General features: G+C 62.1%; 22 protein-coding genes. 13 read left to right on the top strand and 9 right to left on the bottom strand.

Annotated elements, in window-relative coordinates; genetic code table 11:
* Positions 1–31 precede the first annotated feature (31 nt).
* Entirely contained in the window at positions 32–1,255 is a 1,224-nt protein-coding gene (locus tag IVA93_RS29295; protein WP_018456118.1) for a hypothetical protein, read from the top strand.
* Between the two features lie 20 nt (positions 1,256–1,275).
* Here the strand turns inward: IVA93_RS29295 and IVA93_RS29300 are convergent, their stop codons facing one another.
* From IVA93_RS29300 to IVA93_RS29310, 3 genes are all read right to left on the bottom strand, one after another.
* Positions 1,276–1,551, bottom strand: a complete 276-nt coding sequence (locus tag IVA93_RS29300; protein ID WP_083926416.1) for a hypothetical protein — start codon at positions 1,549–1,551, stop codon at positions 1,276–1,278.
* 203 nt (positions 1,552–1,754) lie between these two features.
* On the bottom strand, positions 1,755–2,171 hold the full coding sequence (locus IVA93_RS29305; RefSeq protein WP_018456120.1) for a hypothetical protein: 417 nt from the start codon (positions 2,169–2,171) through the stop codon (positions 1,755–1,757).
* Between the two features lie 41 nt (positions 2,172–2,212).
* On the bottom strand, positions 2,213–2,488 hold the full coding sequence (locus tag IVA93_RS29310) for a hypothetical protein (RefSeq protein WP_018456121.1): 276 nt from the start codon (positions 2,486–2,488) through the stop codon (positions 2,213–2,215).
* Positions 2,489–3,486: 998 nt separating this feature from the next.
* On the opposite strand from IVA93_RS29310, the gene IVA93_RS29315 reads away from it, so the two are divergent.
* From IVA93_RS29315 to IVA93_RS29325, 3 genes are all read left to right on the top strand, one after another.
* The gene (locus IVA93_RS29315; protein WP_162847250.1) at positions 3,487–3,660 is read left to right on the top strand and encodes a hypothetical protein; all 174 of its coding nucleotides are present in this window, start codon (positions 3,487–3,489) and stop codon (positions 3,658–3,660) included.
* A 638-nt stretch (positions 3,661–4,298) separates the two neighbouring features.
* Entirely contained in the window at positions 4,299–5,849 is a 1,551-nt protein-coding gene (locus tag IVA93_RS29320) for an EAL domain-containing protein (RefSeq protein ID WP_247368938.1), read from the top strand.
* Between the two features lie 115 nt (positions 5,850–5,964).
* On the top strand, positions 5,965–6,330 hold the full coding sequence (locus IVA93_RS29325; RefSeq protein ID WP_018456125.1) for a VanZ family protein: 366 nt from the start codon (positions 5,965–5,967) through the stop codon (positions 6,328–6,330).
* A gap of 43 nt (positions 6,331–6,373) precedes the next feature.
* Here the strand turns inward: IVA93_RS29325 and IVA93_RS29330 are convergent, their stop codons facing one another.
* Together IVA93_RS29330 and IVA93_RS29335 are read right to left on the bottom strand one after the other, a co-directional pair.
* Positions 6,374–6,820 carry a CHRD domain-containing protein gene (locus tag IVA93_RS29330; RefSeq protein WP_018456126.1) on the bottom strand — a complete coding sequence of 149 codons (447 nt, stop codon included), beginning with the start codon at positions 6,818–6,820 and terminating at the stop codon, positions 6,374–6,376.
* Positions 6,821–6,968: 148 nt separating this feature from the next.
* On the bottom strand, positions 6,969–7,253 hold the full coding sequence (locus tag IVA93_RS29335; RefSeq protein WP_018456127.1) for a hypothetical protein: 285 nt from the start codon (positions 7,251–7,253) through the stop codon (positions 6,969–6,971).
* A gap of 239 nt (positions 7,254–7,492) precedes the next feature.
* On the opposite strand from IVA93_RS29335, the gene IVA93_RS29340 reads away from it, so the two are divergent.
* Together IVA93_RS29340 and galE are read left to right on the top strand one after the other, a co-directional pair.
* Positions 7,493–7,642, top strand: a complete 150-nt coding sequence (locus IVA93_RS29340; protein WP_240543981.1) for a hypothetical protein — start codon at positions 7,493–7,495, stop codon at positions 7,640–7,642.
* Positions 7,643–7,648: 6 nt separating this feature from the next.
* Positions 7,649–8,641: a UDP-glucose 4-epimerase GalE gene (gene galE / locus IVA93_RS29345; protein WP_018456129.1), complete on the top strand. Its 993-nt coding sequence runs from the start codon at positions 7,649–7,651 to the stop codon at positions 8,639–8,641.
* Between the two features lie 40 nt (positions 8,642–8,681).
* On the opposite strand, the gene IVA93_RS29350 is transcribed toward galE, so the two are convergent.
* Positions 8,682–9,140, bottom strand: a complete 459-nt coding sequence (locus tag IVA93_RS29350) for a hypothetical protein (RefSeq protein WP_018456130.1) — start codon at positions 9,138–9,140, stop codon at positions 8,682–8,684.
* A gap of 186 nt (positions 9,141–9,326) precedes the next feature.
* Here IVA93_RS29350 and IVA93_RS29355 point away from each other — a divergent pair, with 186 nt between their 5' ends.
* The 3 genes from IVA93_RS29355 (at position 9,327) to IVA93_RS29365 (ending at position 12,574) form a co-directional block, all read left to right on the top strand.
* On the top strand, positions 9,327–9,563 hold the full coding sequence (locus IVA93_RS29355; protein ID WP_245288431.1) for a hypothetical protein: 237 nt from the start codon (positions 9,327–9,329) through the stop codon (positions 9,561–9,563).
* Positions 9,564–9,742: 179 nt separating this feature from the next.
* A complete protein-coding gene (locus IVA93_RS29360; RefSeq protein ID WP_026233092.1) occupies positions 9,743–10,414 on the top strand; it encodes a hypothetical protein in 672 nt (223 codons plus the stop codon).
* A gap of 18 nt (positions 10,415–10,432) precedes the next feature.
* Complete coding sequence (locus IVA93_RS29365; protein ID WP_247368936.1) at positions 10,433–12,574, top strand: adenylate/guanylate cyclase domain-containing protein; 2,142 nt, start codon at positions 10,433–10,435, stop codon at positions 12,572–12,574.
* A 35-nt stretch (positions 12,575–12,609) separates the two neighbouring features.
* Here IVA93_RS29365 and pobA read toward each other — a convergent pair whose 3' ends face one another.
* Positions 12,610–13,782, bottom strand: a complete 1,173-nt coding sequence (pobA, locus tag IVA93_RS29370; protein WP_018456134.1) for a 4-hydroxybenzoate 3-monooxygenase — start codon at positions 13,780–13,782, stop codon at positions 12,610–12,612.
* A 48-nt stretch (positions 13,783–13,830) separates the two neighbouring features.
* Here pobA and IVA93_RS29375 point away from each other — a divergent pair, with 48 nt between their 5' ends.
* Positions 13,831–14,736, top strand: coding sequence for a helix-turn-helix domain-containing protein (locus tag IVA93_RS29375; protein WP_018456135.1), 906 nt, complete (start codon positions 13,831–13,833; stop codon positions 14,734–14,736).
* A 359-nt stretch (positions 14,737–15,095) separates the two neighbouring features.
* Positions 15,096–15,707, top strand: coding sequence for a LabA-like NYN domain-containing protein (locus IVA93_RS29380; protein ID WP_018456136.1), 612 nt, complete (start codon positions 15,096–15,098; stop codon positions 15,705–15,707).
* An 18-nt stretch (positions 15,708–15,725) separates the two neighbouring features.
* Here IVA93_RS29380 and pcaG read toward each other — a convergent pair whose 3' ends face one another.
* Positions 15,726–16,352, bottom strand: a complete 627-nt coding sequence (pcaG, locus tag IVA93_RS29385; RefSeq protein ID WP_026233093.1) for a protocatechuate 3,4-dioxygenase subunit alpha — start codon at positions 16,350–16,352, stop codon at positions 15,726–15,728.
* 4 nt (positions 16,353–16,356) lie between these two features.
* A complete protein-coding gene (gene pcaH, locus IVA93_RS29390; protein WP_039799636.1) occupies positions 16,357–17,145 on the bottom strand; it encodes a protocatechuate 3,4-dioxygenase subunit beta in 789 nt (262 codons plus the stop codon).
* A gap of 97 nt (positions 17,146–17,242) precedes the next feature.
* Between pcaH and IVA93_RS29395 the strand changes: the two genes are divergently transcribed.
* Positions 17,243–18,187: a LysR family transcriptional regulator gene (locus IVA93_RS29395; RefSeq protein ID WP_018456139.1), complete on the top strand. Its 945-nt coding sequence runs from the start codon at positions 17,243–17,245 to the stop codon at positions 18,185–18,187.
* A gap of 51 nt (positions 18,188–18,238) precedes the next feature.
* Positions 18,239–19,543, top strand: coding sequence for a nicotinate phosphoribosyltransferase (gene pncB, locus IVA93_RS29400; protein WP_018456140.1), 1,305 nt, complete (start codon positions 18,239–18,241; stop codon positions 19,541–19,543).
* Positions 19,544–19,622: the final 79 nt, after the last annotated feature.

Here is a 19,622-nt window from a genome sequence, read left to right on the forward strand (position 1 = left end):
CAGCCTGTTCCGGGTTACTTGATCGGCCTTGATGACCGACCCCAGCGACACCGCCGCCGGCGCGCCAAATATGCACGCGATCAAGGCCGGGTTTGTGCGTCTCCTGTCCGGGCGGATTCGCGACATATCCAGCGACCCCCGGCAGATCCGCGAAATCGTATACGAGCTGGCTCGCATCAAGCTTCTGGAACAATTAACGCATGGCGACGCACGGGAGTCCCGCGAGCTCCAGCAAGTGCTTGAGCGCGCCATCCGGGAGGTTGAGCTTTCATTTGACCGTAGCGAGCGCGACGCGCTGTCCAAAGCGCCGGAGTTGGCGCTAGACGTCGCTTCGCATCAGTCGCCACCCAGTCCCCCGGCTCCTCAGCCCGTTCCGCATCTGGCGCCCGTTCCGCCCTCGCCGCCCGTCCCGAAGCCTGCGGAAACAGGGCGCGGTTCTGTCGCACCGCCAAGCCCGCCCGACCAATCTCGGCGAAGCGGCATCCTCAACTCCCTCATCCGATTAGCCGCCATCCTGGTCGTCATTGCCGGTGCCAGCGCGGCGGTTACTTATTGGCCGCGGTTGAGGACACAATCCCTCGCATTGTGGCAGTCCGCGACGCTGTCCAAGCGCACCTCCACAAGCCCCGAGCCTCACCCCACCGGGGCTGTGACTCCATCGAGCGGTGAGAGCGTCGAACGGACACCGGATCAACCGAAGGAGCCGGTGACGCCTGCGCAACCCTCGATGCCGTTGCCAACGACCTTCGGCGTCTACGCCCTGAGCCAGGGCCAGCTCCAGGAGCTCAAGCCGGTCCCCGGGAAGATTCCGGATCGTCGTGTCGCGATCTCAGCAGCAATCACCACACCGAGCGCGACGACCCTGACAAGCGGAGATGTCAGCTTCATTGTTTTCAGGCCCGACGGTGGTGTCGATGCAACCGGGACCGAGGTTCGAGTAGTCGCAAAAGTCTCCCGAGCGATGGGCGTCGATGCAACCGGGAAAGCGGCCATGGTCTCTGCCGGCGACACCTGGGTCATCCGCAGCATGTCCTTCCCTTACAAAGTAGGTCCGGTCGAGGATCAGCCGAGAATGCTATCGCTGCAGCCGGAGCAGGACGGCTTTACGCTTTCGCCGGGTCGCTACGTCGTGGTCGTCAAAGGTATGGGCTATGACTTCACGGTGGCCGGGACGCCGACTGATCCCAACCAATGCGTCGAACGCATCAATGCAACGAACGGCGCATTCTACTCCCCCTGCCCGCCGCGACGCTAAAGTGGCGCGACGCGTTCCGTTTATTTCTTGGCCTTGGCGTCTTTAGGCGCATCCGCGGGCGCATCATCGACCTTGCCGTTGTTCGTGACGCATTTGCTGAAATAATCGCGCCGCTCCTTGGCTGTCCCTGCGCTGCCGGCAGCGGGATTGCCGATTTGCTTTGGAGGAAAGGCCTTGGCCAAAGCTGCGTCGCATGCACGCGCTACTTCTACAGTGACGGCCGACGCCGTTACTGGCGCGCCAATAGCCAAAACAAATGCCAATCCCATTGACCTTTGCAAATTTCTGGAGATCACCTGGCTCGCTCCTTCAATCCGTCCGAGAACGCTGGACGGGACCATATCAAAACCGGCAGAAGAGCCAAACGGCAAAGCGGCGCCCGAATTGTCCCGTGGCAAAGCTGTTCAGCGAGAGATTATGCTTTTCGGACCGAGATATCCATCGTGCCCAAACCTGCTGCGTTTAGCAGACGGAAGGGTGCCGAGCCAAACCCTCGATCCTAGCTATTGAGCTGCGGCGGCTTCAGGTTCGGAAAGCGCGTGAGCATCGCGGTCCTGATAAACCTCAGATGAGCGATGGTGTTTGCCAATTCCTTGAGCCGCCGCTGGCCGTTGGAGATGTCGGCGGCAAAGAGATCTTGATGATGACTGTCGATCGGCTCCCGTTCGAGATATTCATCGGTGCCGTTTCCGAAAGTGACGGATGCACGCGCGAGTGCGTCATCAACACGTCGTCCGAGGCCGACCTGCTCCCTCTCCGCATCGCGCAATGCCGTATCGATCGCGACCATGACGGCATCGATTCGAACGCGGTCCGTCTCCGCATCGCGCTCGATGGTACGGGCCTTGAAGCCTTTGTCCTCACGGCGGGAGCTGAGAAAATTGTGTGCGCGCGCTCTCAGGAACAGCTGAAACATTTGGGCCATCCCACGTTCGAGATTTGGACCGCTAACATCGGTCAGACATAGTTAACAAAGCTTGAATCTTGTGGCTGCTCCGCCTGGCTTTGTACGATCCACGCCCGCCAGGCTCCTTCGTGTTTCGAATAAAGCTCAAGCCATCGAGCTTCGTGCGCCGCGGCGGCCCCATCGCCCGGACCGATTTGAACCGTCTCTCCCGATGTGATGTCCAGCGCTTCGAACTCCGCCGTTTCCGGAAGCGACAGCCCTATCAGCACCCGCTTCCCTTGCGCATCAACGAAATACCTGCGGGGCGCGTTGTGCCTTTCAGTCATTCGAATGAGCCTCGTCCATGATCCAAGGACCTGGAAGATCTTTCAGGTGTCGATCATAGGCGCGAACGAAAACCATCAAAATAACGATGCAAATTATCGCGCCTAGCAATGCAATCAGATACGTCATTTACGCCTACCCTAACGCGGGGCCACGGAAAAATCGGGGCGGCTAAGCTTCCGCCGTGAATCGAGATGTTCTAGGTGGCATTGGCTAGGCTCTCAAGAATTACGACAAGTTAACCTAACCGCACATGGTTATTTCGATAATGCTACAGAGATCGCTCGGCAAACAGGCCAGGCGCGAAATACCATCATTAGGAGGGCGACCGACTTCGTCCCGCCCCTGTTGCGGGAGTATAGGGCGCATAGAGACGATATCTTGCCGATCGCTTGCGTGAGCGCCACGCCCTCGCACCATAGCCGCAAGCAAAACCGCCCGCGAAGATCGAACCCAAAATCACAATTGCCAACATTTGAACGTCCCATTTTTTCGGCGCGTTCCTCCCATTGCATTTCATCTTGTCGTTGTGACGACTTCAAGATCGGCACCGCTGGAAGTTTTGCCAGGCGATGACGAAATTTGTGCAAGGAGCTGATTGAAGTTTGGTCGTTGCCGGACAGCCGCGGGCCGGGGAATGACAAAACGTCTCACTGATTGAAGTTGGATCCGGCCGGATGTTAATCGGGGTTCACGCAGTCCATGCAGCCTTCAGAACCGGCGCCCGACAATTCGGCTTCCAGCCATTCAAAGCGCGGTAACGGCCGCCGCTGATCAGCATTGACACCTCCGTGATAGTACGGAGCGACAAAGCCGGATTAGACGCGTTAAGGTTGAGCGGTTAGCTTAATCCGCGTTGTTTGTTGCGAATTCTCACTAATCACTTATCCCATCGTCTCACCGGGCTCCCCCAAGCTCGGCCCACCCAAGCAAAGCCGTCGAGCGACATGGGTCCGCTTGGCGGCTTTGTCCTTGTCGCGACGAGAGGATGATTTCGGTTATGGCGCGCAAGCCCTGGTCGTTCAAGGAAGACCGCCGGCTGATGGAGTTGGCTAAGTCTTCGGCTTCATTGGAGGAGGCGGCGAAACAGCTCGGACGATCGCCCGATGCGATCAAGCGCATGGCCCTGCGCCTTGGTCTTTCGTTGAAAACGAAGGCGAGAAAAAAGGCCTAAGCGAGCGTGCGGCGGCGTTCCGCCAACGACGTCATGATGGCCGCGGGCGCGCGATCGCCGGTTCTGACGAAGAACGAATGCGTCGTGTTGCTGATCGGAGTAGAGCAAGGACCTCAAGGCAAGGTGAGGTCGCCGTCCGCCCCGAAGGCTCGACTCCGGCTACATGAAATAGATGCGCTCTAGCCCGGTTCGCCAGGGAACCGAACCAGCGCGCTCGCGTTGACTCCAACTTCATCGCGAGGTCTGGCCGTGGCCCATCTTGCCATTTCCGTCATTCTGGTCTGGTTGGCTATCAATATCGCCTTCGTGGTCTTGCGCTTGCGAGCCACCCGGCCACAGCATGGTGGCAGCCCTCGGCAGGCTTCCATCGCGCCCTACAATCCCGCACCCGCTTCGCTCCGCCATCGAATGGGCCGCCAGAACTTGGGAGCGGAAGGTTAAGTAGCATTTTCGATAGGGTCCCCCGGTCCGGGGGCAGACGGGTCCCTCGCCTGCCCACCCCCAAAGGCCGGTTCCACATGCCTCGCCCGCGCATTAAACCCTATCTTAGCGCGTCCTGATTAGGATCGGCCGACGCTTCCCTCTGTTCCGCCGGGCCGAATGAGATTGCAGCGACCGACTTTCGTATTTGCGGCCTCGTGCTCGCGAGCGCGGCCGCGTTCGGCGTGGCTGGCCACTTTGCGGCAACTTCGTTCATTCGGTACCAGCAGGCCCACCAGCTCGACGAATTGACCGAGGTGGTTCTGCGTCGCGCCGAATTTGCGGTCGACTTTGCCGGCGCGAGCCTGGGCGAACTCGCGCGGCGCGATCTTGCCGATTGTGGGCCCGCGACGCTGCAGGCGATCCGGCTCCACGTCTACCAACGTTCCGCAATCAAGGATGTGCGCCTCGTCAACCCGGATGGCTCGGTGATCTGTTCGGCCTATTCCGAAACGCTGGAATTCGACAAGGGATGGATCGACCGCCGCGATATGCTTCCCTCGCACGACAAGAACCTTTCGCTCTTCCGTGTTGAGCAATTCGGCGGGGATGCTCTGGGCGTGCTCAAAGACATCAACGGCAATGCCGCATTGGTCGCCATTCTTGGCGTCAACGCCAGCCTGTTCGACATCATGCCCGCCGAGTTGCGCGCCCACAGCGAAGTGATCCTCGCGTTGAGCAACGGCGAGAAACTTGGCGAATTCCTGCTCGATCCCGACAAAGCCTTGCAGGCCCCGATCGATCTCGACAAAAATTCAGCTCGATTCCCACTCCATGCGACCATTCGCCTCGAACGCGGCATCCTCTCGACGTGGAACAACGAGGCTTACTGGCCGACGCTGGCCGTAGCATTTGCAATCGGCGCCCTTTTCGGCGGGCTTTTCGCGCGGAGCCGCCGCATGGAAGGGCCCGTCGCCGATCTCGACCGCGGGCTGGCCGCGAACGAATTCAAGCCGTACTACCAGCCCATCTTCGAGCTCAAGACCGGTCGGATCAAAGGCTGCGAGGTGTTGGCTCGGTGGCTCCTCAAAGACGGATCGGTCGTGCCTCCGATGAACTTCATCCCGCTCGCGGAATCCAGCGGCCGCATCCAGGTCATGACCTGGCAGATCCTGCGATCAGCGCTGTCGGATCTGCAGCCGCTGTTGAAAGCGAACAAGGATTTTAAGCTCTCCCTCAACGTCGTACCAAAGCATCTCTTGAGTGCGGGCTTCATTGAAACGCTCCGCCGCACGGTCATGGCGGCGCAAGTCTCCGCGCGCCAGATCGTCATCGAGGTGACCGAGCGCGACGAGCTCGACGACCTCGCACGCGCCGCAGCCGTGGTCAGCGAATTGCGGGACTGCGGGTTTCGCGTCGCCATCGATGACGTCGGCGTCGGTCATAGCGGGCTATCCCGGCTCAAGGGCCTGGGCGCCAATACAATCAAGATCGACAAATTTTTCGTCGACACGATCACCGTGGACGCATCGACTGCCACGATCGTGGAGATGCTGGTCGCACTTGCGAAGGACCTCCAAATGACGGTGGTCGCGGAAGGCATCGAGACGGAGGAGCAGGTCCGGGCGCTTATTTCATCCGGCGTAGAGGAGGGGCAGGGCTATCTGGTCTCCGCCCCACTGCCCTTCCCTCGATTCAACGAGTTGGTCGAGTCACGCTGCTTGGCGCAGAGCGCTAAATTGCCGACCGACGCGGCGTTGGTGGCCTGAAAGGATTGAGCCGTTAACCCGGGACGGCAAACGCGCCGCGCCCCTTGCTCAATCAGCCTTAACGATACTCTCATCTTTCAACGCGGCCTGGCTCCGGTCCGGCTATGGTCGTCCAATGCGCCGCAACCACCTTATCGCAGCCGCAGGCGTCTGCTTCGCGCTCATCGTCTATGCCACGCTTGCGAGACTGGCGGGGAGACCCGTGCTTATTGGCCATCACGAGGCTTATTGGGTCGTCGTGATCGAGCGCTTCAGCGTCTACGGGTTGCTGGGATTTCTCTTGTCCTTCCTGTTGCCCGGTCGGCTCACCCTCGCATGCTCGCTTGTCGTGGCGGTCGCAATGGGGCTGGAAATCCTGCAAGCGATGACGCCCGATCGTGATCCGGGTTTCCTGGACGTGCTGCAAAAAGCAGCAGGCGGGACCGTCGGGGTCCTCCTCGCTCAAACAATCCTGGCCTTCTTACCGAGGCCGCCCTCCTGAGCAGATGCATGGCCTGCACGTCTGCATCGGGAAGTGACCGTCCTTATTTTATCATTTGTCCGCGTAGTTCACCGCCCGGGTTCGCGGCCGTATGAATGTTGGCATACCATTTCCCAGCCAGCAGGTCCGCAGCCTGAGCTTCGGTGAGCGTTGCGCTCCCCTGAATCGGGCTTTGGACCGTCTTGAACGGCAGCACGATGCCGGCGTTCTTGCCGGCCTCCACGGGGCCATGGAAATGTGCCCCCATGGCTGGCCCGGTCAAGCCGGCGAAGCTGACTGTGTAGGTCAGGGTTTTCGCCTCCGTATCGTAGGTCGCCTCGGCCTTGCCTGTTCCAGGCGAGTTGTTCGGAGGCACTTCATTGCTGCCTTTTAAATCGGCCTGCAACTTCACGAGCTCTGCATTTGCCGTTGCGGCTGTCATGATGATCAGCGCACCCAGCATCGCCGCTGCCAACAGTGTCGCGTAGCCTCGATCGCTGTCGTTCCTCATGGCATCCTCCTTCAGGCTCTACGGCCCGCTGCGGTTAAACCCCGGCCAGCAATGAAAATTCCGGATGGAGATTTATGCCTGATTCGGAACAACTATCGCGAGAATCTCGGCTCCTTGTACCCGGAGCCTGATGGATTGCGTGCGGGAGCTAAGCCGAGCGGCGCCGGCCCAGGAACTGGTTCGGCGTCAGGAGTTCTGCCATCTGCCGATGGGTGGCCTGGAGCGTCTCGATGGCGCCGTCCAGATCAAAATCGGCGTCCCGGACAGAGGCGAAATATTTGGCCGTCAGCGCCAGATCGAGCTTGACGCGGGTTGCGCCGTCGCGGCTTTTGCGGCGGTCAAGTGACAAATGGATGGCCCGCATTCGTGCCTCGGCAGACGTGCAGCCGCTAAGCTCGGCGAGTTCGTCATAGGTCATCCAGATCTGTGCCATGTTTCAGTCACTCCTTTACTCGGCATCAGCTTAATTTTGGTTCTTAAAGCTTCGGTTGCCGCGATGCGCGCGCCCACCGTTTCGCAGCGATAGGGTCAATGCGAGCTAAACGAAGAAGGACGATCGTGCCGAGCCGCCGGTGGGTTGCATACAGCGAAGATCAATCTATGCTCACCAGATCGATCAACTATTGAACTGAGGCAATCGCATTGGGACAGGTCACTTCGGAAGCCCTCTCCTTGATTGATGTCGTCTCCCGTGGCGCCACGCGGCATGTCCTCGCCTTCCGCAAACGTCCCGCATGGCTGACGCTTGCGGTGCTCGTGCCGGGTGCCGATTTGGTGCTGGCCGCGGACGCATGGATGATCGTTGATTTCACCTCGAGGTAAGCAGACATGACCGACCGACCGACTGTCCTCGTTACGGGAGGCGCGGGCTATATCGGCTCGCATGCCTGTCGCGCCCTGACCGCCGCCGGCTATCAGCCCGTCGTTTATGACAATCTGTCGACAGGTCATCGCGGCTTCGTCGCCGGCCCGCTGGTAACAGGCGATCTGCTCGACGGCGCCACGCTGGCGCGCGCCTTCGCCGAGCACAAAATCACGGCGGTCATGCATTTCGCGGCGGCGAGTCTCGTCGGCGAGTCCATGACCGACCCGCAAAAGTACTACATCAACAATGTGCAGGGCACGCTGTCGCTATTGCAGGCGATGCGCAATGCGGGCTGCCATCGTATCGTGTTCTCCTCGACCGGCGCCGTCTACGGCAATGCCGATTCCAAGGAACTGCCGGAAGACTTCCCCTGCGCGCCGATCAACCCCTATGGCGCATCGAAGTGGATGATCGAGCGCATGCTCGCCGATTACCGCGCCGCTTACGGCTTCGGCGCGTTCTGCCTGCGCTATTTCAATGCCAGCGGCGCCGATCCTGCCGGCGGCATCGGCGAATTGCGTGACAATGAAACCCATCTCATTCCGCGCGCCATGATGGCATTACAGGGCCATGTCGATTTTGCCGTGTTCGGTCAGGACTACGACACGCCCGATGGCACCGCGATCCGCGACTACATCCACGTCACCGACCTCGCCGCAGCGCACGTCGCGGCGCTGAAGCTGCTGGAACAAGGGCATGCCGGCGGCAGCTTCAATCTAGGCACCGGCTCCGGCTTTTCGGTACGGGAGATCCTGACCGCCATCAGGCAGGAGACCGGGCGCGAGGTGCCCCACACCGTCAAACCGCGCCGCGCCGGCGATCCCACCTATCTGGTCGCCGATCCCTCCGCAGCGCGAAAAGCGCTGAATTTCGTGCCGCGATATTCGGATCTGCCGACTGTAATCCGCACCGCCTGGGCCTGGCACCAGAGGGCTCATCCGCTTAAGCAGCCCTGACAACATCCTCGAAGTCGATCAGGCGGGATAAGACGTGGCCTTATGGTCTATTCCGTTCTGAGCCGAGCGATCCCGGCGCAAACGGATGGCGCGATCGCGAACGGCCGTCGAGCCCCTTGGGCAGCTTGTCGGCGTTGAGCTTCACGACCGCACCTCGGGCGTCAACGGCCGGCACCTCGTCCTGGCTGTAGATGAGCGTCGCCTCGAAGGTCACATCGGGGGCCTGCTCGGCCGTTCCGGAACAGGTCGCCATCGCACCGCTGCACACGCCCGCGAGCTTGACCTCGACCTCGTCGAGCCCGAACACGGTCGGCGGCCCCTCGGCATGACGCCGCGTGGTCAGAACCGCCGTGAAGCGCTGCTCGTCAATTCGGTAAGAGCCTCCATAAGTGAAGAAGCTGTCGCTGCCGGAGATTCGTCCCTCCGCCAGATGCACGACGCCCGTGCCCTGACCGCGCGGGGTCCTGAACCAGGCCGCATATTTGCCGTCTCTCAGCATGAAAACATCCACCGTAAAACTCCAACGTATTTGCAACCAACTCTGGGGCGCGACAATGACCCGCGCGGGGAGCATTCCGCCACGGTTAACGCCCTGCAAAATCAACCCGTCAATTTGACGCCGAGGCGCAGCGACGCGGGCGCACGCTTCCCGTGCGGCGGGCAAGAAAGCTGGAGCTGGACCTCGTTGCATACCGCGCTAAAAACGATCGGCGTGCCGACCTCGTTTGGCAGCACGCATATAACCGCTATCAACTCCAGCCAGTTCGTGACAGCTAGCCTGTCACGCTGGGAGGAAGTGGTCGAGATCGCCGCCGGTCAGCAGGCGACGCCGTATCAGAAAACCGAGGCTACGCTCGCGCCCATCATAGATATGGAGAGTGCAGCGGAGAGCCACCCGGTTGAGGCCGTCCCAGCCGAATGAAATTATCCATCCAGCTTGCCGGCGCACTGTCTTCTCGAGTCGCCGGCTTGAACCTCTTCCTGATAGAGTGCACCAATATCAAAGAGTGATTCCGGTCACACTTGCCTGGGCGTTTCGCTGCTAAGCATCGGGCCTGGATGGGGACCGGCAAATATTGGTCGAACTGGATGAGAATTGCCATGAAAAGCCTGATCGGCGCTGTTGTCGGCACATGCTGTCTTGCTGCTCCGGCTTTGGCGGAGAGCCCGACCGCCATCGTCGAGGACGTGCAAGGCAAGGTCGACGGTGTCGCGTTCATGGATTATGTGGTGCCGGGCAAGATCATCAAGCTGGGGCCCAAGGCAACCATTACGCTCAGCTATCTCAAATCGTGCCAGCGCGAGACCATCAGCGAAGGCGTCGTCATGGTCGGCACCGAGCAGAGCACCGTGCAACTCGGCGAGGTCAAGCGGGAAAAGGTCCCCTGCGATACCAACGCGGCAAAACTGTCGGAGCGCGAGGCGAACCAGAGTGCCGCGACGACCTTCCGCACCATGCGGTCGGACGCCAAGGGCAGCGCTCCGGCCAAGCTGCCTACGCTCTACGGTGTCGCGCCGTTGGTGCAGGCCAAGAGCGGCAGCACCCTGGTGATCGAGCGCACCGATGGCAAGGAGCCCACGATCAGCGTGCCGCTCACGAGCGAGACCATGGTCGGAGGCAAGTTCTATGACTTCGCCAAGGCCGGGAAGTCGCTGACGCCGGGCGGCAGCTATCTCGCCATCCTCGGCACCAAGCGTTACGCCTTCCAGGTCGATCCCAGCGCCACGTCGTCGCCGACGCCGATCGTGGGACGCCTGCTGCGGCTCGAATAGGCAGCTAGCGACGGGGCGATGCGGCGGATCGGCAGACGGGACATCGTTGCAGCGATCCTGATTGCGCTTCTTGCAGGCGCCGTCGTCACGTCTCCGCCGTTCCAGACGCTGCAGGGCCTGTCGCTCGACGTCCTCACGGCACTGCGCGGCAAGCTCGTCGGCGACCACCGCGATCCCGCGACATCACCGGTCGTCGTCGTGGCCATCGACGGCGAGACCTACGACACTCCGCCGTTCCAGGGGTCGCCGACGCTGACCTGGACGCGCGAGATCGGCCGGGTGCTCGGCAGCATTGCCGACGGCGGCGCCAAGGTGATCGGTTTCGATGTCATCTTTCCGAGCTCGATCGAGCGGTCGGAGATTCCCTTTGGCGATGCGCCGCTTGGCGCGCGACTGAAGGGATTCGACCGAGACTATCTCATCGCCTTGCGGAAACTCTCTAGTGACGGCAAGCTGGTGCTGGGCGAGGTCCTCAGCAGCGATCATCCGGACCGCGCACAGCAATTGGCTGTGGGGAATAACGTCCGCGGCCTCAACGTCTATACCGACACCGACCATGTAATCCGGCGAATGCCGCTGAGTTTTCCTGTCGGCGACATGCCAGCTTCCGCAATGGCCGTCGAACTCGCCACCCGCGCGCTCGGCGCAAAACCGCAGACCGCGCCTTCTGGCGTGACTGCTTTGTCCGGCTATACGATCCCGAGCGCGGTGCCGAACACGCTAACGCTCAATTTCCGAGGGCTCGGCCGCGACGTGCCGACATATTCGTTCGCAGACCTGCACGCCTGCGTCGAGAAGAACGACCGCGACTTCTTCCGCCGCGCCTTCGGTGGCAAGATTGTGGTGCTCGGCACGATCCTCAATGTCGATGACCGCAAGATCACCTCGATGCGTCTTTCCGGCGGCTATGACGGAACGCCGGCCGCAAGATGCGCCCTGCCTGCACCGGCAAGCACCGAACAAAAAGCCCGCAGCGACATCGCCGGTGTCTTCGTGCATGCCAACGCGGTGCGAAATCTGATCGAACGCGATGCGGTGACCGAGCTCGGCTTTCCACTGCGGAGCATTCTCACCATCGTGTTCGCAGCGATCGTGGCCTGCGCGGCCTGCGTGCTCGCACCGGGTGGCGCACTGATCGCATGGTTCGGCCTCACCGCTGTATACGCCGCTGTGGCTGTCGGTGCATTCGTCCATGCCTTGGCGCTGCCGCTGACGGAGCCGGCACTCGCAAGCCTTGCCGCGCTCGCGATGATGATCGGCTACCGTTTCGTGCTGGCCGATCGCGACGAGCGTTTCCTGCGCAGGAGCTTTGCGTTCTATCTCGCCCCCGAAGTGATCGACACCATGGTTGCCTCCGGCAAGATGCCGGCGCTCGGCGGCGAAATGCGCAACGTCACCATGTTCTTCTCCGACCTGAGTGGCTTCTCCTCCATCGCCGAGACGATGACGCCGGGCGAACTGGTGACGCTGATGAACGAATATCTGTCGGCCATGACCGACATCATCGAGAGCCATGGCGGCTATGTCGACAAATATATCGGCGATTCCATTGTCGCCATGTTCGGCGCGCCCGCCGACGATCCCGCGCATGCGCGCCACGCCGTCCATGCCGCGCTGAAATGTCACGCAAAGCTGGCGGAGCTCAACGCCGGCAGCGCCGCTTTCGCCCGCCGCGGCCTGTCGCACCGCATCGGGCTCAACAGCGGCGAGGCTGTCGTCGGCAATATCGGCTCCCGCCGCCGCTTCAACTACACCGTGATGAGCGACACCGTGAACGTCGCCTCGCGGCTCGAAGGCGCCAACAAATATTATGGCACCGCAATCATGGCTTCAGAAACGACTGTCGCGCAGACAGGCAATACTTTCACCTGGCGCGAGCTCGACGCCATCAAAGTGATAGGACGCGGCGAGGCGATCAAGGTGTTCGAGCCCCTCGCGGAGAAGGGCACGGAGAGTGCCGGGCAGACGAAGGTTGCCGCCGCGTATGCGGAAGGGCTGGCGTGCTGGCGGGCAAGGGAGTTTGCGAAGGCGGCTGATGCGTTCGGGCGAATGGCGGAAATGGATCCGGCGTCAGCGCTTTTTGGCAAGCGCGCGACTGCGCTCGCTACAAATCCACCGGGGTCGGATTGGACGCCGGTGAACATCCTAGAAGGAAAGTAGCGCAGCGTCCCACCGCTTTTCGGGTCCACTCCCCGCTAGAACGGCAACCCCACGTAATTCTCCGCCAGCAGACGCTGCGCCGTCTCGGACGACAGCAGATACTCCAGCTCCGTCTGCTGAAGCCTCTCTTCATACTCGGAACGGTCGGGGAAGCGATGCAGCAGCATCGTCATCCACCACGAAAAGCGTTGCGCCTTCCAGATCCGCGCCAGCGCCTTGGCGGAATAGCCCTGGAGCCCGGAATCATCGCCGTTCTGATAATGCGCGAGCATGGCGTGGTAGAGATAATAGATGTCGGAGCCGGCGCTGTTCAGCCCGCGCGCGCCGGTCGGCGGCACGATGTGGGCGGCATCGCCGGCGAGAAACAGGCGACCGTAGCTCATCGGCTCGGCGACGAAGCTGCGCAACGGCGCGATGCTCTTCTCGATGGACGACCCCGTGATCAGGCGGTCGCCGACCTCGTGCGGCAAACGGCGCTTCAGCTCGGTCCAGAACGCATCGTCGCTCCAGTCCTCCACCTTGTCGGTGAGCGGCACCTGGACGTAGTAGCGGCTCAGCACTTGCGACCGCAAGGAACACAGCGCGAAGCCGCGCTCGTGCTTCACATAGATCAGCTCCGGCGACACCGGTTTCGTGCGCGACAGCACGCCGAGCCAACCGAACGGATAGATCTTCTCGTATTCCCGCAGCACGTCCTTCGGGATCGACTTCCTGCTGACGCCGTGAAAGCCGTCAGCGCCGACGATATAGTCGCAATCGACTCGGACGGTTTCGGCATTCGAACGATAGGTCACGTACGGCTGGTCCGAGGTCAGGTCATGCGGCGTCACGTCCTCGGCATTGTGCACGACGTTGCCGCCAAAGCGATCGCGCGCCTCGTAGAGGTCGCGCGTCAGCTCGGTCTGGCCGTAGACCAGCACCGAATTGCCGCCGGAATGCTTGTGGAGGTCGATCTGGGAGAGCACCCCGTCATGGGCGATCTCGAATCCCTTGTGGATCTCGCCCTCGCGGTCCATCCGCTCGCCGCACTGTGCCTCGCGCATCAGCCTGGCGAAGCCGTGCTCGAGCACGCCGGCGCGGATCCGGGCAAGCACGTGGTCGCGGCTGTACTTTTCCAGCACGACCGTGTCGATGCCCTTGAGGTGCAGGAGCTGGGACAACAGCAGCCCGGACGGCCCGCCGCCGATGATACAGACCTGGACTTTCATTTTTGCGTCCTCCTCGGCACTTTCTTGCAGATTCAGCGCCGCTGACGGATGGAGGCTTTCGTCTTTGTCTTGTACTATTCGAACATGAGAAACCCAGCCCCCGCCCCGGCAATCCGGGTCTACAATTTGTTCGGCGAATCCGGTGATCTGCCCGATGTCGTGCATTGCGAGACGATAGCGTCGCGCTCGGTGCTGCACGATTGGACGCTCGCCGTGCACCGCCATGCCCGGCTGCACCAGGTGCTGCTGATCGAGCGCGGCGGCGGCGAAGCGACGCTCGACGGGCGCGTGGTGCAGCTGAAGCCGATGCAAATCGTCAACGTGCCCGTCGGCCACGTCCACGGCTTCCGTTTCGTGCCTGATACCCAGGGCTGGGTGCTGACCATCGCCGCGGAAATATTGGACGAAGCGCTGCTCGCCTCCGAAGGGCTGCGAGGTGCCTTGTCGCGCTCGGCCGTGATACGCGGCACGCCGCAGATTCGGACCACCATGAAGCAGATCTTTGCCGAACACGCCGCGCGCGATTTCGGCCGAGCGCATGTGCTGCGTGCACTTTCGGCGGCCATGATCGGGCTGGTGGCCCGCGCGCTCACCGGCGAGAGCGGTGGCAACGGCACGGCTGAAAGCGGACTATTCCGCCGCTTCGAGGCGCTGCTGGAACAGCATCATCTGGAACGCTGGAGCGTTGCGGACTATGCGGGCGCGCTGTCGATCACGCCGACCCATCTCAACCGTGTGACCCGGGCAGCAACCGGCGACACCGCCTCGCACCTGATCCTCAACCGGCTGATCCGCGAGGCGCGGCGCAACCTCGTCTACACCAATTTACCGGTCTCGACGATCGCCTATGCGCTTGGCTTCGAGGACCCCGCCTATTTCAGCCGGGTCTACGCCGCCGCCACGGGCGTGTCACCGCGGGCCTTTCGTGCCCAGCTTCATGGCGATGAAGGCTGACACACCGGCCGATCGATCAGCCGCGCCTGTGGTCGAAGGCCACGCTGGGAACCGCAATGGCCTTTGTGCCAGCGCTGCCACTTAACCTTCGTATATGGGGCCCTATCCTTTGGATAGGCGCCCTTTACCTCAGTACAATTGAGTAGGGAATGCGCGCGCCTTAGCCTGGCTGCATTCGGCGCCCTGGCGCCGGTGGCATTGTATCCTCCCTAACCTGGGCGCAAGACGGCCGCCCCTGTCCGGTCGTCTGCGCTGCTTTTTCGGCAAGCCATCGGTGCCTTCAATGTTTTTCCGGCCGACACACCGCCCCCGGCGGTTGGACCGGCCACCTTTCGCGTACAACTGGAGATTTGTGCATAATGTCTTCGATTGAGAAGATCGCACTCTTTATCGATGGCTCCAATCTCCATGCCACCTCCAAGGCGCTCGGCTTCGACATCGACTACAGGCGACTGCTCGGCGAATTCCAAAGCCGAGGTGCGCTGTTGCGGGCCTTCTACTACACGACCGTCGTCGAGGATCAGGAGTATTCGTCAATCCGTCCGTTGATCGATTGGCTCGACTATAACGGATACACCGTCGTCACGAAACTCACGAAGGAATTCGTCGACGCCATCACCGGCCGCCGCAAGGTGAAGGGCAGCATGGATGTCGACCTCGCCGTAAATGCGATGGAGCTCGCCGAGCACGTCGATCAGATCGTTTTGTTCTCGGGCGATGGGAATTTTCGTTCGCTGGTGGAAGCCCTGCAACGCCTCGGTGTCCGCGTGACGGTCGTCTCCACACTCTCCACTCAGCCGGCCATGGTCGCTGACGAGCTGCGCCGACAGGCGGACATATTCATCGATTTGGCAGAACTGAAACCAAAAGTGGGGCGCGATCCGGCCAATAGGCCGGGATCGCGCGAGATGCGTCAGTCACCGCAATTCCACGCGCGCGTAGCGATCGATCGCAGTGACCAGGTGGAGTGAACCTTCGGGCGGCGGCTCTCAGACGTCGAAGAACATCGTCTCCTCCGGCCCCTGCAAATTGATCGTGAAAGCATACACGATCTTGGCGCCACGCTCGCTGCGCTTTGCGATCAACGTCGAACGTCGCACCGGCTGCTCGATCAGGCTGAGCACGGGGTCGGCGGCGTTCGCAGTCTCTTCATCGGAGAAATACAGCCGGGTGTTGAGCCCGATATTGATGCCACGCGCGACGATCCAGATGTTGACGTAAGGCGCGCATTTGCGGCCCGCCTTGTCGGTGATGGCCCCGGGCTTGATGGTCTCGAACGTCACCAGCCCGCTCTCGAAGTCGGAGCCGGCGCGGCCCCAGCCACGAAATTCCTCGTCGAGCGCGCCGGTCGACCGATCGGCCGGATGGTTGTAGCGGCCGGCCGCGTTCGCCTGCCAGATCTCCAACAGCACGTCACGCAGCGGCGTGCCGCTGCCGTCGAACACCTTGCCCTCCAGCGTGATGCGTTCGCCTTGCGTGTTCGGCGTCACCAGCACGTTGGAAAAGTTCTTCTCGAAGATGTCGAAGCCGGCCATCGCCGGGATCAGGCCGATATGGACGTAGGGCCCGGCGGTCTGCGAGGCGGTTTCCTTGAGGTAGTTGAGCGGCTGCGGCATGGACCTAGTTCCCTGCGGTGCGATTTTCAAAGTAAGTGGAGCGCTGGCCGCGCAAGACGATGTCGAAGCGGTAGGCGAGCGAGTCGAACGGGGTCGATGCGTTGAGGTCGAGCGGCGCGATGAGGCGCTCCAGCGCATCCTTGTCCGGGATCGTCGTCAGGATTGGGCAGACCGGGATCAGGGGATCGCCCTCAAAGTACATCTGGGTGATCAGACGCTGTGCAAAGCCCGAGCCGAACACCGAGAAGTGGATGTGAGCGGGACGCCAGCTGTTGACGTAGTTGCGCCAGGGATAGGGTCCCGGCTTCACGGTGCGGAAATAATAGTAGCCGCTGTCGTCGGTCAGCGCGCGGCCGCAACCGCCGAAATTCGGATCGATCGGCGCCAGATACGTGTCCCTCTTGTGCCGGTAGCGGCCGCCGGCATTGGCTTGCCAGAACTCGACCAGCGTGTTCGGCACGCCGCGGCCCGTCTCATCCAGCACGCGGCCGTGGACGATGATGCGTTCGCCGACGGGATCGCCGTCCTTGGCGTAGTTGCGGATCAAATCATTGTCGAGCGGGCCGAGATCGTTGTGCCCGAACACCGGCCCCGTGATCTCCGAGACCGAGTTCTCAAGCGACAGCAACGCCTGGCGCGGCGAGCGCAGCACCGAGGATTTGTAGCCCGGCGCGTGCGCCGGCGGATGCATGGAACGGTCGCGCTGGAAGAAGCCGCCGTCACCGAGCGGCGGCGTGAACGGCTCGGGACGGTTGGGGCGGGATTCCCGCAAGGCTGGCGCCTGGGCATGCATCGGCGTTGTCTCTCCCTCTGGCGCGCTCCCGTTGGGGCGCACGGCTTATCGGGAGATGATGGCGCCGGCTATTCTCAAGATAAATAGATCGATTATAATGCATTCCATGAATAAAATCGATCATTTGGCGCTCGATGGCCACGCGCTTGAGCTGTTCCTGGCCGTGTTGGAAGAAGGTTCGGTGACGGCGGCCGCAACGCGGCTCGGCCTGACGCAATCCGCGGTCAGCCACGCCCTGAACAAGCTGCGGCGGATCGTCGGCGATCCGCTGTTTGCCAAATCCGGCCGCGGCATTGTCGCTACGGCGCACGCCCAGGCGCTCGCGGCAAAGGCGCGAGCGCTGATCGACGAGATGCGCAGCTTTGCCGGCGGTGTCACGTTCGAGCCGGCGAGCGCGCAGCTTTCGCTGACAATCGCCGCCAATGACTTCCAGCGCGACCTGCTGCTGCCGCGGTTCTTCGATCATGTCGCAGCGCAAGTGACGAGCCTGAACCTGCGCGTGATCCCCTCGCAGTCGCCCTCGCCGGCGATGCTGCGCGAAAACCGCTGCGATCTGCTGATCACGCCGCTGCCGCCATCCGGCGTGGACATCGTGCAGAAGCGCCTGCTGCAAGACCATTACGTTTGTTACTACGACCCCAAAGCGCGCGCGGCGCCGGCTACGCGCGGCGACTATCTCGCGGCGCGTCACGTCACGGTGGTCTACACTGACAATGAGCGGCTCGACTTCGATCGCCGGCTTGCAGCCAACGGCTTCCACCGCGACATCGCGATCTCCGTGCCGAGCTTCTCCGGCGTGCCGTCCTTCCTGCGTGGCTCGCAGATGCTGGCGAGCATGCCGAGCCTGCTGGCGACCGGCGTGATGCATGGCTTCGCCCAGGTGCGGATTCCGCTGGCCTCGCGCACGCGAACCCTGGCTGAGTTGCCGATGTTCATGGTCTGGCACCAGCGCTATCAGAAGGACCCCGCGCATCGCTGGATCAGAAGCCAACTCGAGACCGTGGCGGCGACGGCCTCGCACCCCGCCCCCGCGAAAACCTGATCCCCGTCAAACCCACTGGTTGCGCCGCGGCCGCCACGCTAGAATTCCCCCATGACAGTGACCGACATTGCGAGCCGGACCTACAATCACAGCTGGCGGCTGGATCCCATCATCCGCAGCCTGCTTGATACCGACTTCTACAAGCTATTGATGTTGCAAATGATTCGGGAAGCTTACCCGAATCAGCAGGTGACATTCTCGGTCATCAACCGATCGCGCCATGTCCGGCTCGCCGAAATCATCGACGAGGGCGAGCTGCGCGCCCAGCTCGACCACGCCCGCACCATCCGCTTCACCAAGAAAGAGCTGATCTGGCTTGCCGGTAACACTTTCTACGGCAAGACCCACATGTTCTCGGCGGACTTCATCCGCTGGCTCGCCGAATTCCGGCTGCCCGAATACGAGCTGCGCAAGGTCGAAGGCCAGTACGAGCTGCACTTCCACGGGCCGTGGAGCCATACCACGATGTGGGAAATTCCTGCGCTCGCCATCCTCAACGAATTGCGCTCGCGGGCGGCGATGAAGGGCCGCGGCCGCTTCGAGCTCGACGTGCTCTATGCCCGCGCGAAGGCCAAGCTGTGGACCAAGGTGGAACGCCTGCGCAAGCTGGATGGCCTCCGGCTCTCCGATTTCGGCACCCGTCGCCGCCATGGCTTCCTCTGGCAGCGCTGGTGCGTGGAGGCCGTGAAGGAAGGCCTGGGCCCGTCCTTCATCGGCACCTCCAACGTGCTACTCGCGATGGACAATGATCTCGAAGCCATCGGCACCAACGCCCATGAACTGCCGATGGTCGCGGCTGCGCTGGCCAAGGACGACGAGGAATTGCGCTGGGCGCCCTATCGCATCCTCGACCAGTGGCGCCAGACCTATGGCGGCAACCTCCTGATTGCGCTGCCCGACGCTTTTGGCACCAAGGCTTTCCTGCGCGATGCGCCGGAATGGGTTGCCGACTGGACCGGCTTCCGCCCCGACAGCGCGCCGCCGATTCAAGCCGGCGAGGAGATCATGAAATGGTGGGAGCAGAAGGGCCGCAATCCCAGGGACAAGCTGCTGGTGTTCTCCGACGCGATGGACGTGGGCTCGATCGAGGAGACCTACCACCACTTCGTCGGCCGGGTGCGGCTCTCCTTCGGCTGGGGCACCAATCTCACCAATGATTTCGTCGGCTGCACGCCGGACGGCTCGTTCAACCTCGATCCGATCTCGCTGGTCTGCAAGGTGTCGTCGGTGGACGGACGTCCGGCCGTCAAGCTTTCCGACAATCCCGAGAAGGCGACCGGCCTGCCTTCGGAGATCGAGCGCTATTTGCGCGTCTTCGGCGACGCCGGCCGCGTGCGCAAGCCGGTGCTGGTCTAGCGCCAGAGCAATCTATCTCCATCAAGTAAACCATCTGGGGCAAATGCGCGACATCAGCTCGCCGATGCCGCGTCAGTTC

Source organism: Bradyrhizobium sp. 155 (assembly GCF_023101105.1).
Taxonomy (GTDB): Bacteria; Pseudomonadota; Alphaproteobacteria; order Rhizobiales; family Xanthobacteraceae; genus Bradyrhizobium; species Bradyrhizobium canariense_D.

Coding starts and splice junctions, on each gene's coding strand:
- IVA93_RS29295 (WP_018456118.1), top strand. CDS start 32: ATGACCGACCCCAGCGACACCGCCGCCGGCGCGCCAAATATGCACGCG.
- IVA93_RS29305 (WP_018456120.1), bottom strand. CDS start 2,171: ATGTTTCAGCTGTTCCTGAGAGCGCGCGCACACAATTTTCTCAGCTCC.
- IVA93_RS29310 (WP_018456121.1), bottom strand. CDS start 2,488: ATGACTGAAAGGCACAACGCGCCCCGCAGGTATTTCGTTGATGCGCAA.
- IVA93_RS29315 (WP_162847250.1), top strand. CDS start 3,487: ATGGCGCGCAAGCCCTGGTCGTTCAAGGAAGACCGCCGGCTGATGGAG.
- IVA93_RS29325 (WP_018456125.1), top strand. CDS start 5,965: ATGCGCCGCAACCACCTTATCGCAGCCGCAGGCGTCTGCTTCGCGCTC.
- IVA93_RS29330 (WP_018456126.1), bottom strand. CDS start 6,820: ATGAGGAACGACAGCGATCGAGGCTACGCGACACTGTTGGCAGCGGCG.
- IVA93_RS29335 (WP_018456127.1), bottom strand. CDS start 7,253: ATGGCACAGATCTGGATGACCTATGACGAACTCGCCGAGCTTAGCGGC.
- galE (WP_018456129.1), top strand. CDS start 7,649: ATGACCGACCGACCGACTGTCCTCGTTACGGGAGGCGCGGGCTATATC.
- IVA93_RS29350 (WP_018456130.1), bottom strand. CDS start 9,140: ATGCTGAGAGACGGCAAATATGCGGCCTGGTTCAGGACCCCGCGCGGT.
- IVA93_RS29360 (WP_026233092.1), top strand. CDS start 9,743: ATGAAAAGCCTGATCGGCGCTGTTGTCGGCACATGCTGTCTTGCTGCT.
- IVA93_RS29365 (WP_247368936.1), top strand. CDS start 10,433: ATGCGGCGGATCGGCAGACGGGACATCGTTGCAGCGATCCTGATTGCG.
- pobA (WP_018456134.1), bottom strand. CDS start 13,782: ATGAAAGTCCAGGTCTGTATCATCGGCGGCGGGCCGTCCGGGCTGCTG.
- IVA93_RS29375 (WP_018456135.1), top strand. CDS start 13,831: ATGGAGGCTTTCGTCTTTGTCTTGTACTATTCGAACATGAGAAACCCA.
- IVA93_RS29380 (WP_018456136.1), top strand. CDS start 15,096: ATGTCTTCGATTGAGAAGATCGCACTCTTTATCGATGGCTCCAATCTC.
- pcaG (WP_026233093.1), bottom strand. CDS start 16,352: ATGCCGCAGCCGCTCAACTACCTCAAGGAAACCGCCTCGCAGACCGCC.
- pcaH (WP_039799636.1), bottom strand. CDS start 17,145: ATGCATGCCCAGGCGCCAGCCTTGCGGGAATCCCGCCCCAACCGTCCC.
- IVA93_RS29395 (WP_018456139.1), top strand. CDS start 17,243: ATGCATTCCATGAATAAAATCGATCATTTGGCGCTCGATGGCCACGCG.
- pncB (WP_018456140.1), top strand. CDS start 18,239: ATGACAGTGACCGACATTGCGAGCCGGACCTACAATCACAGCTGGCGG.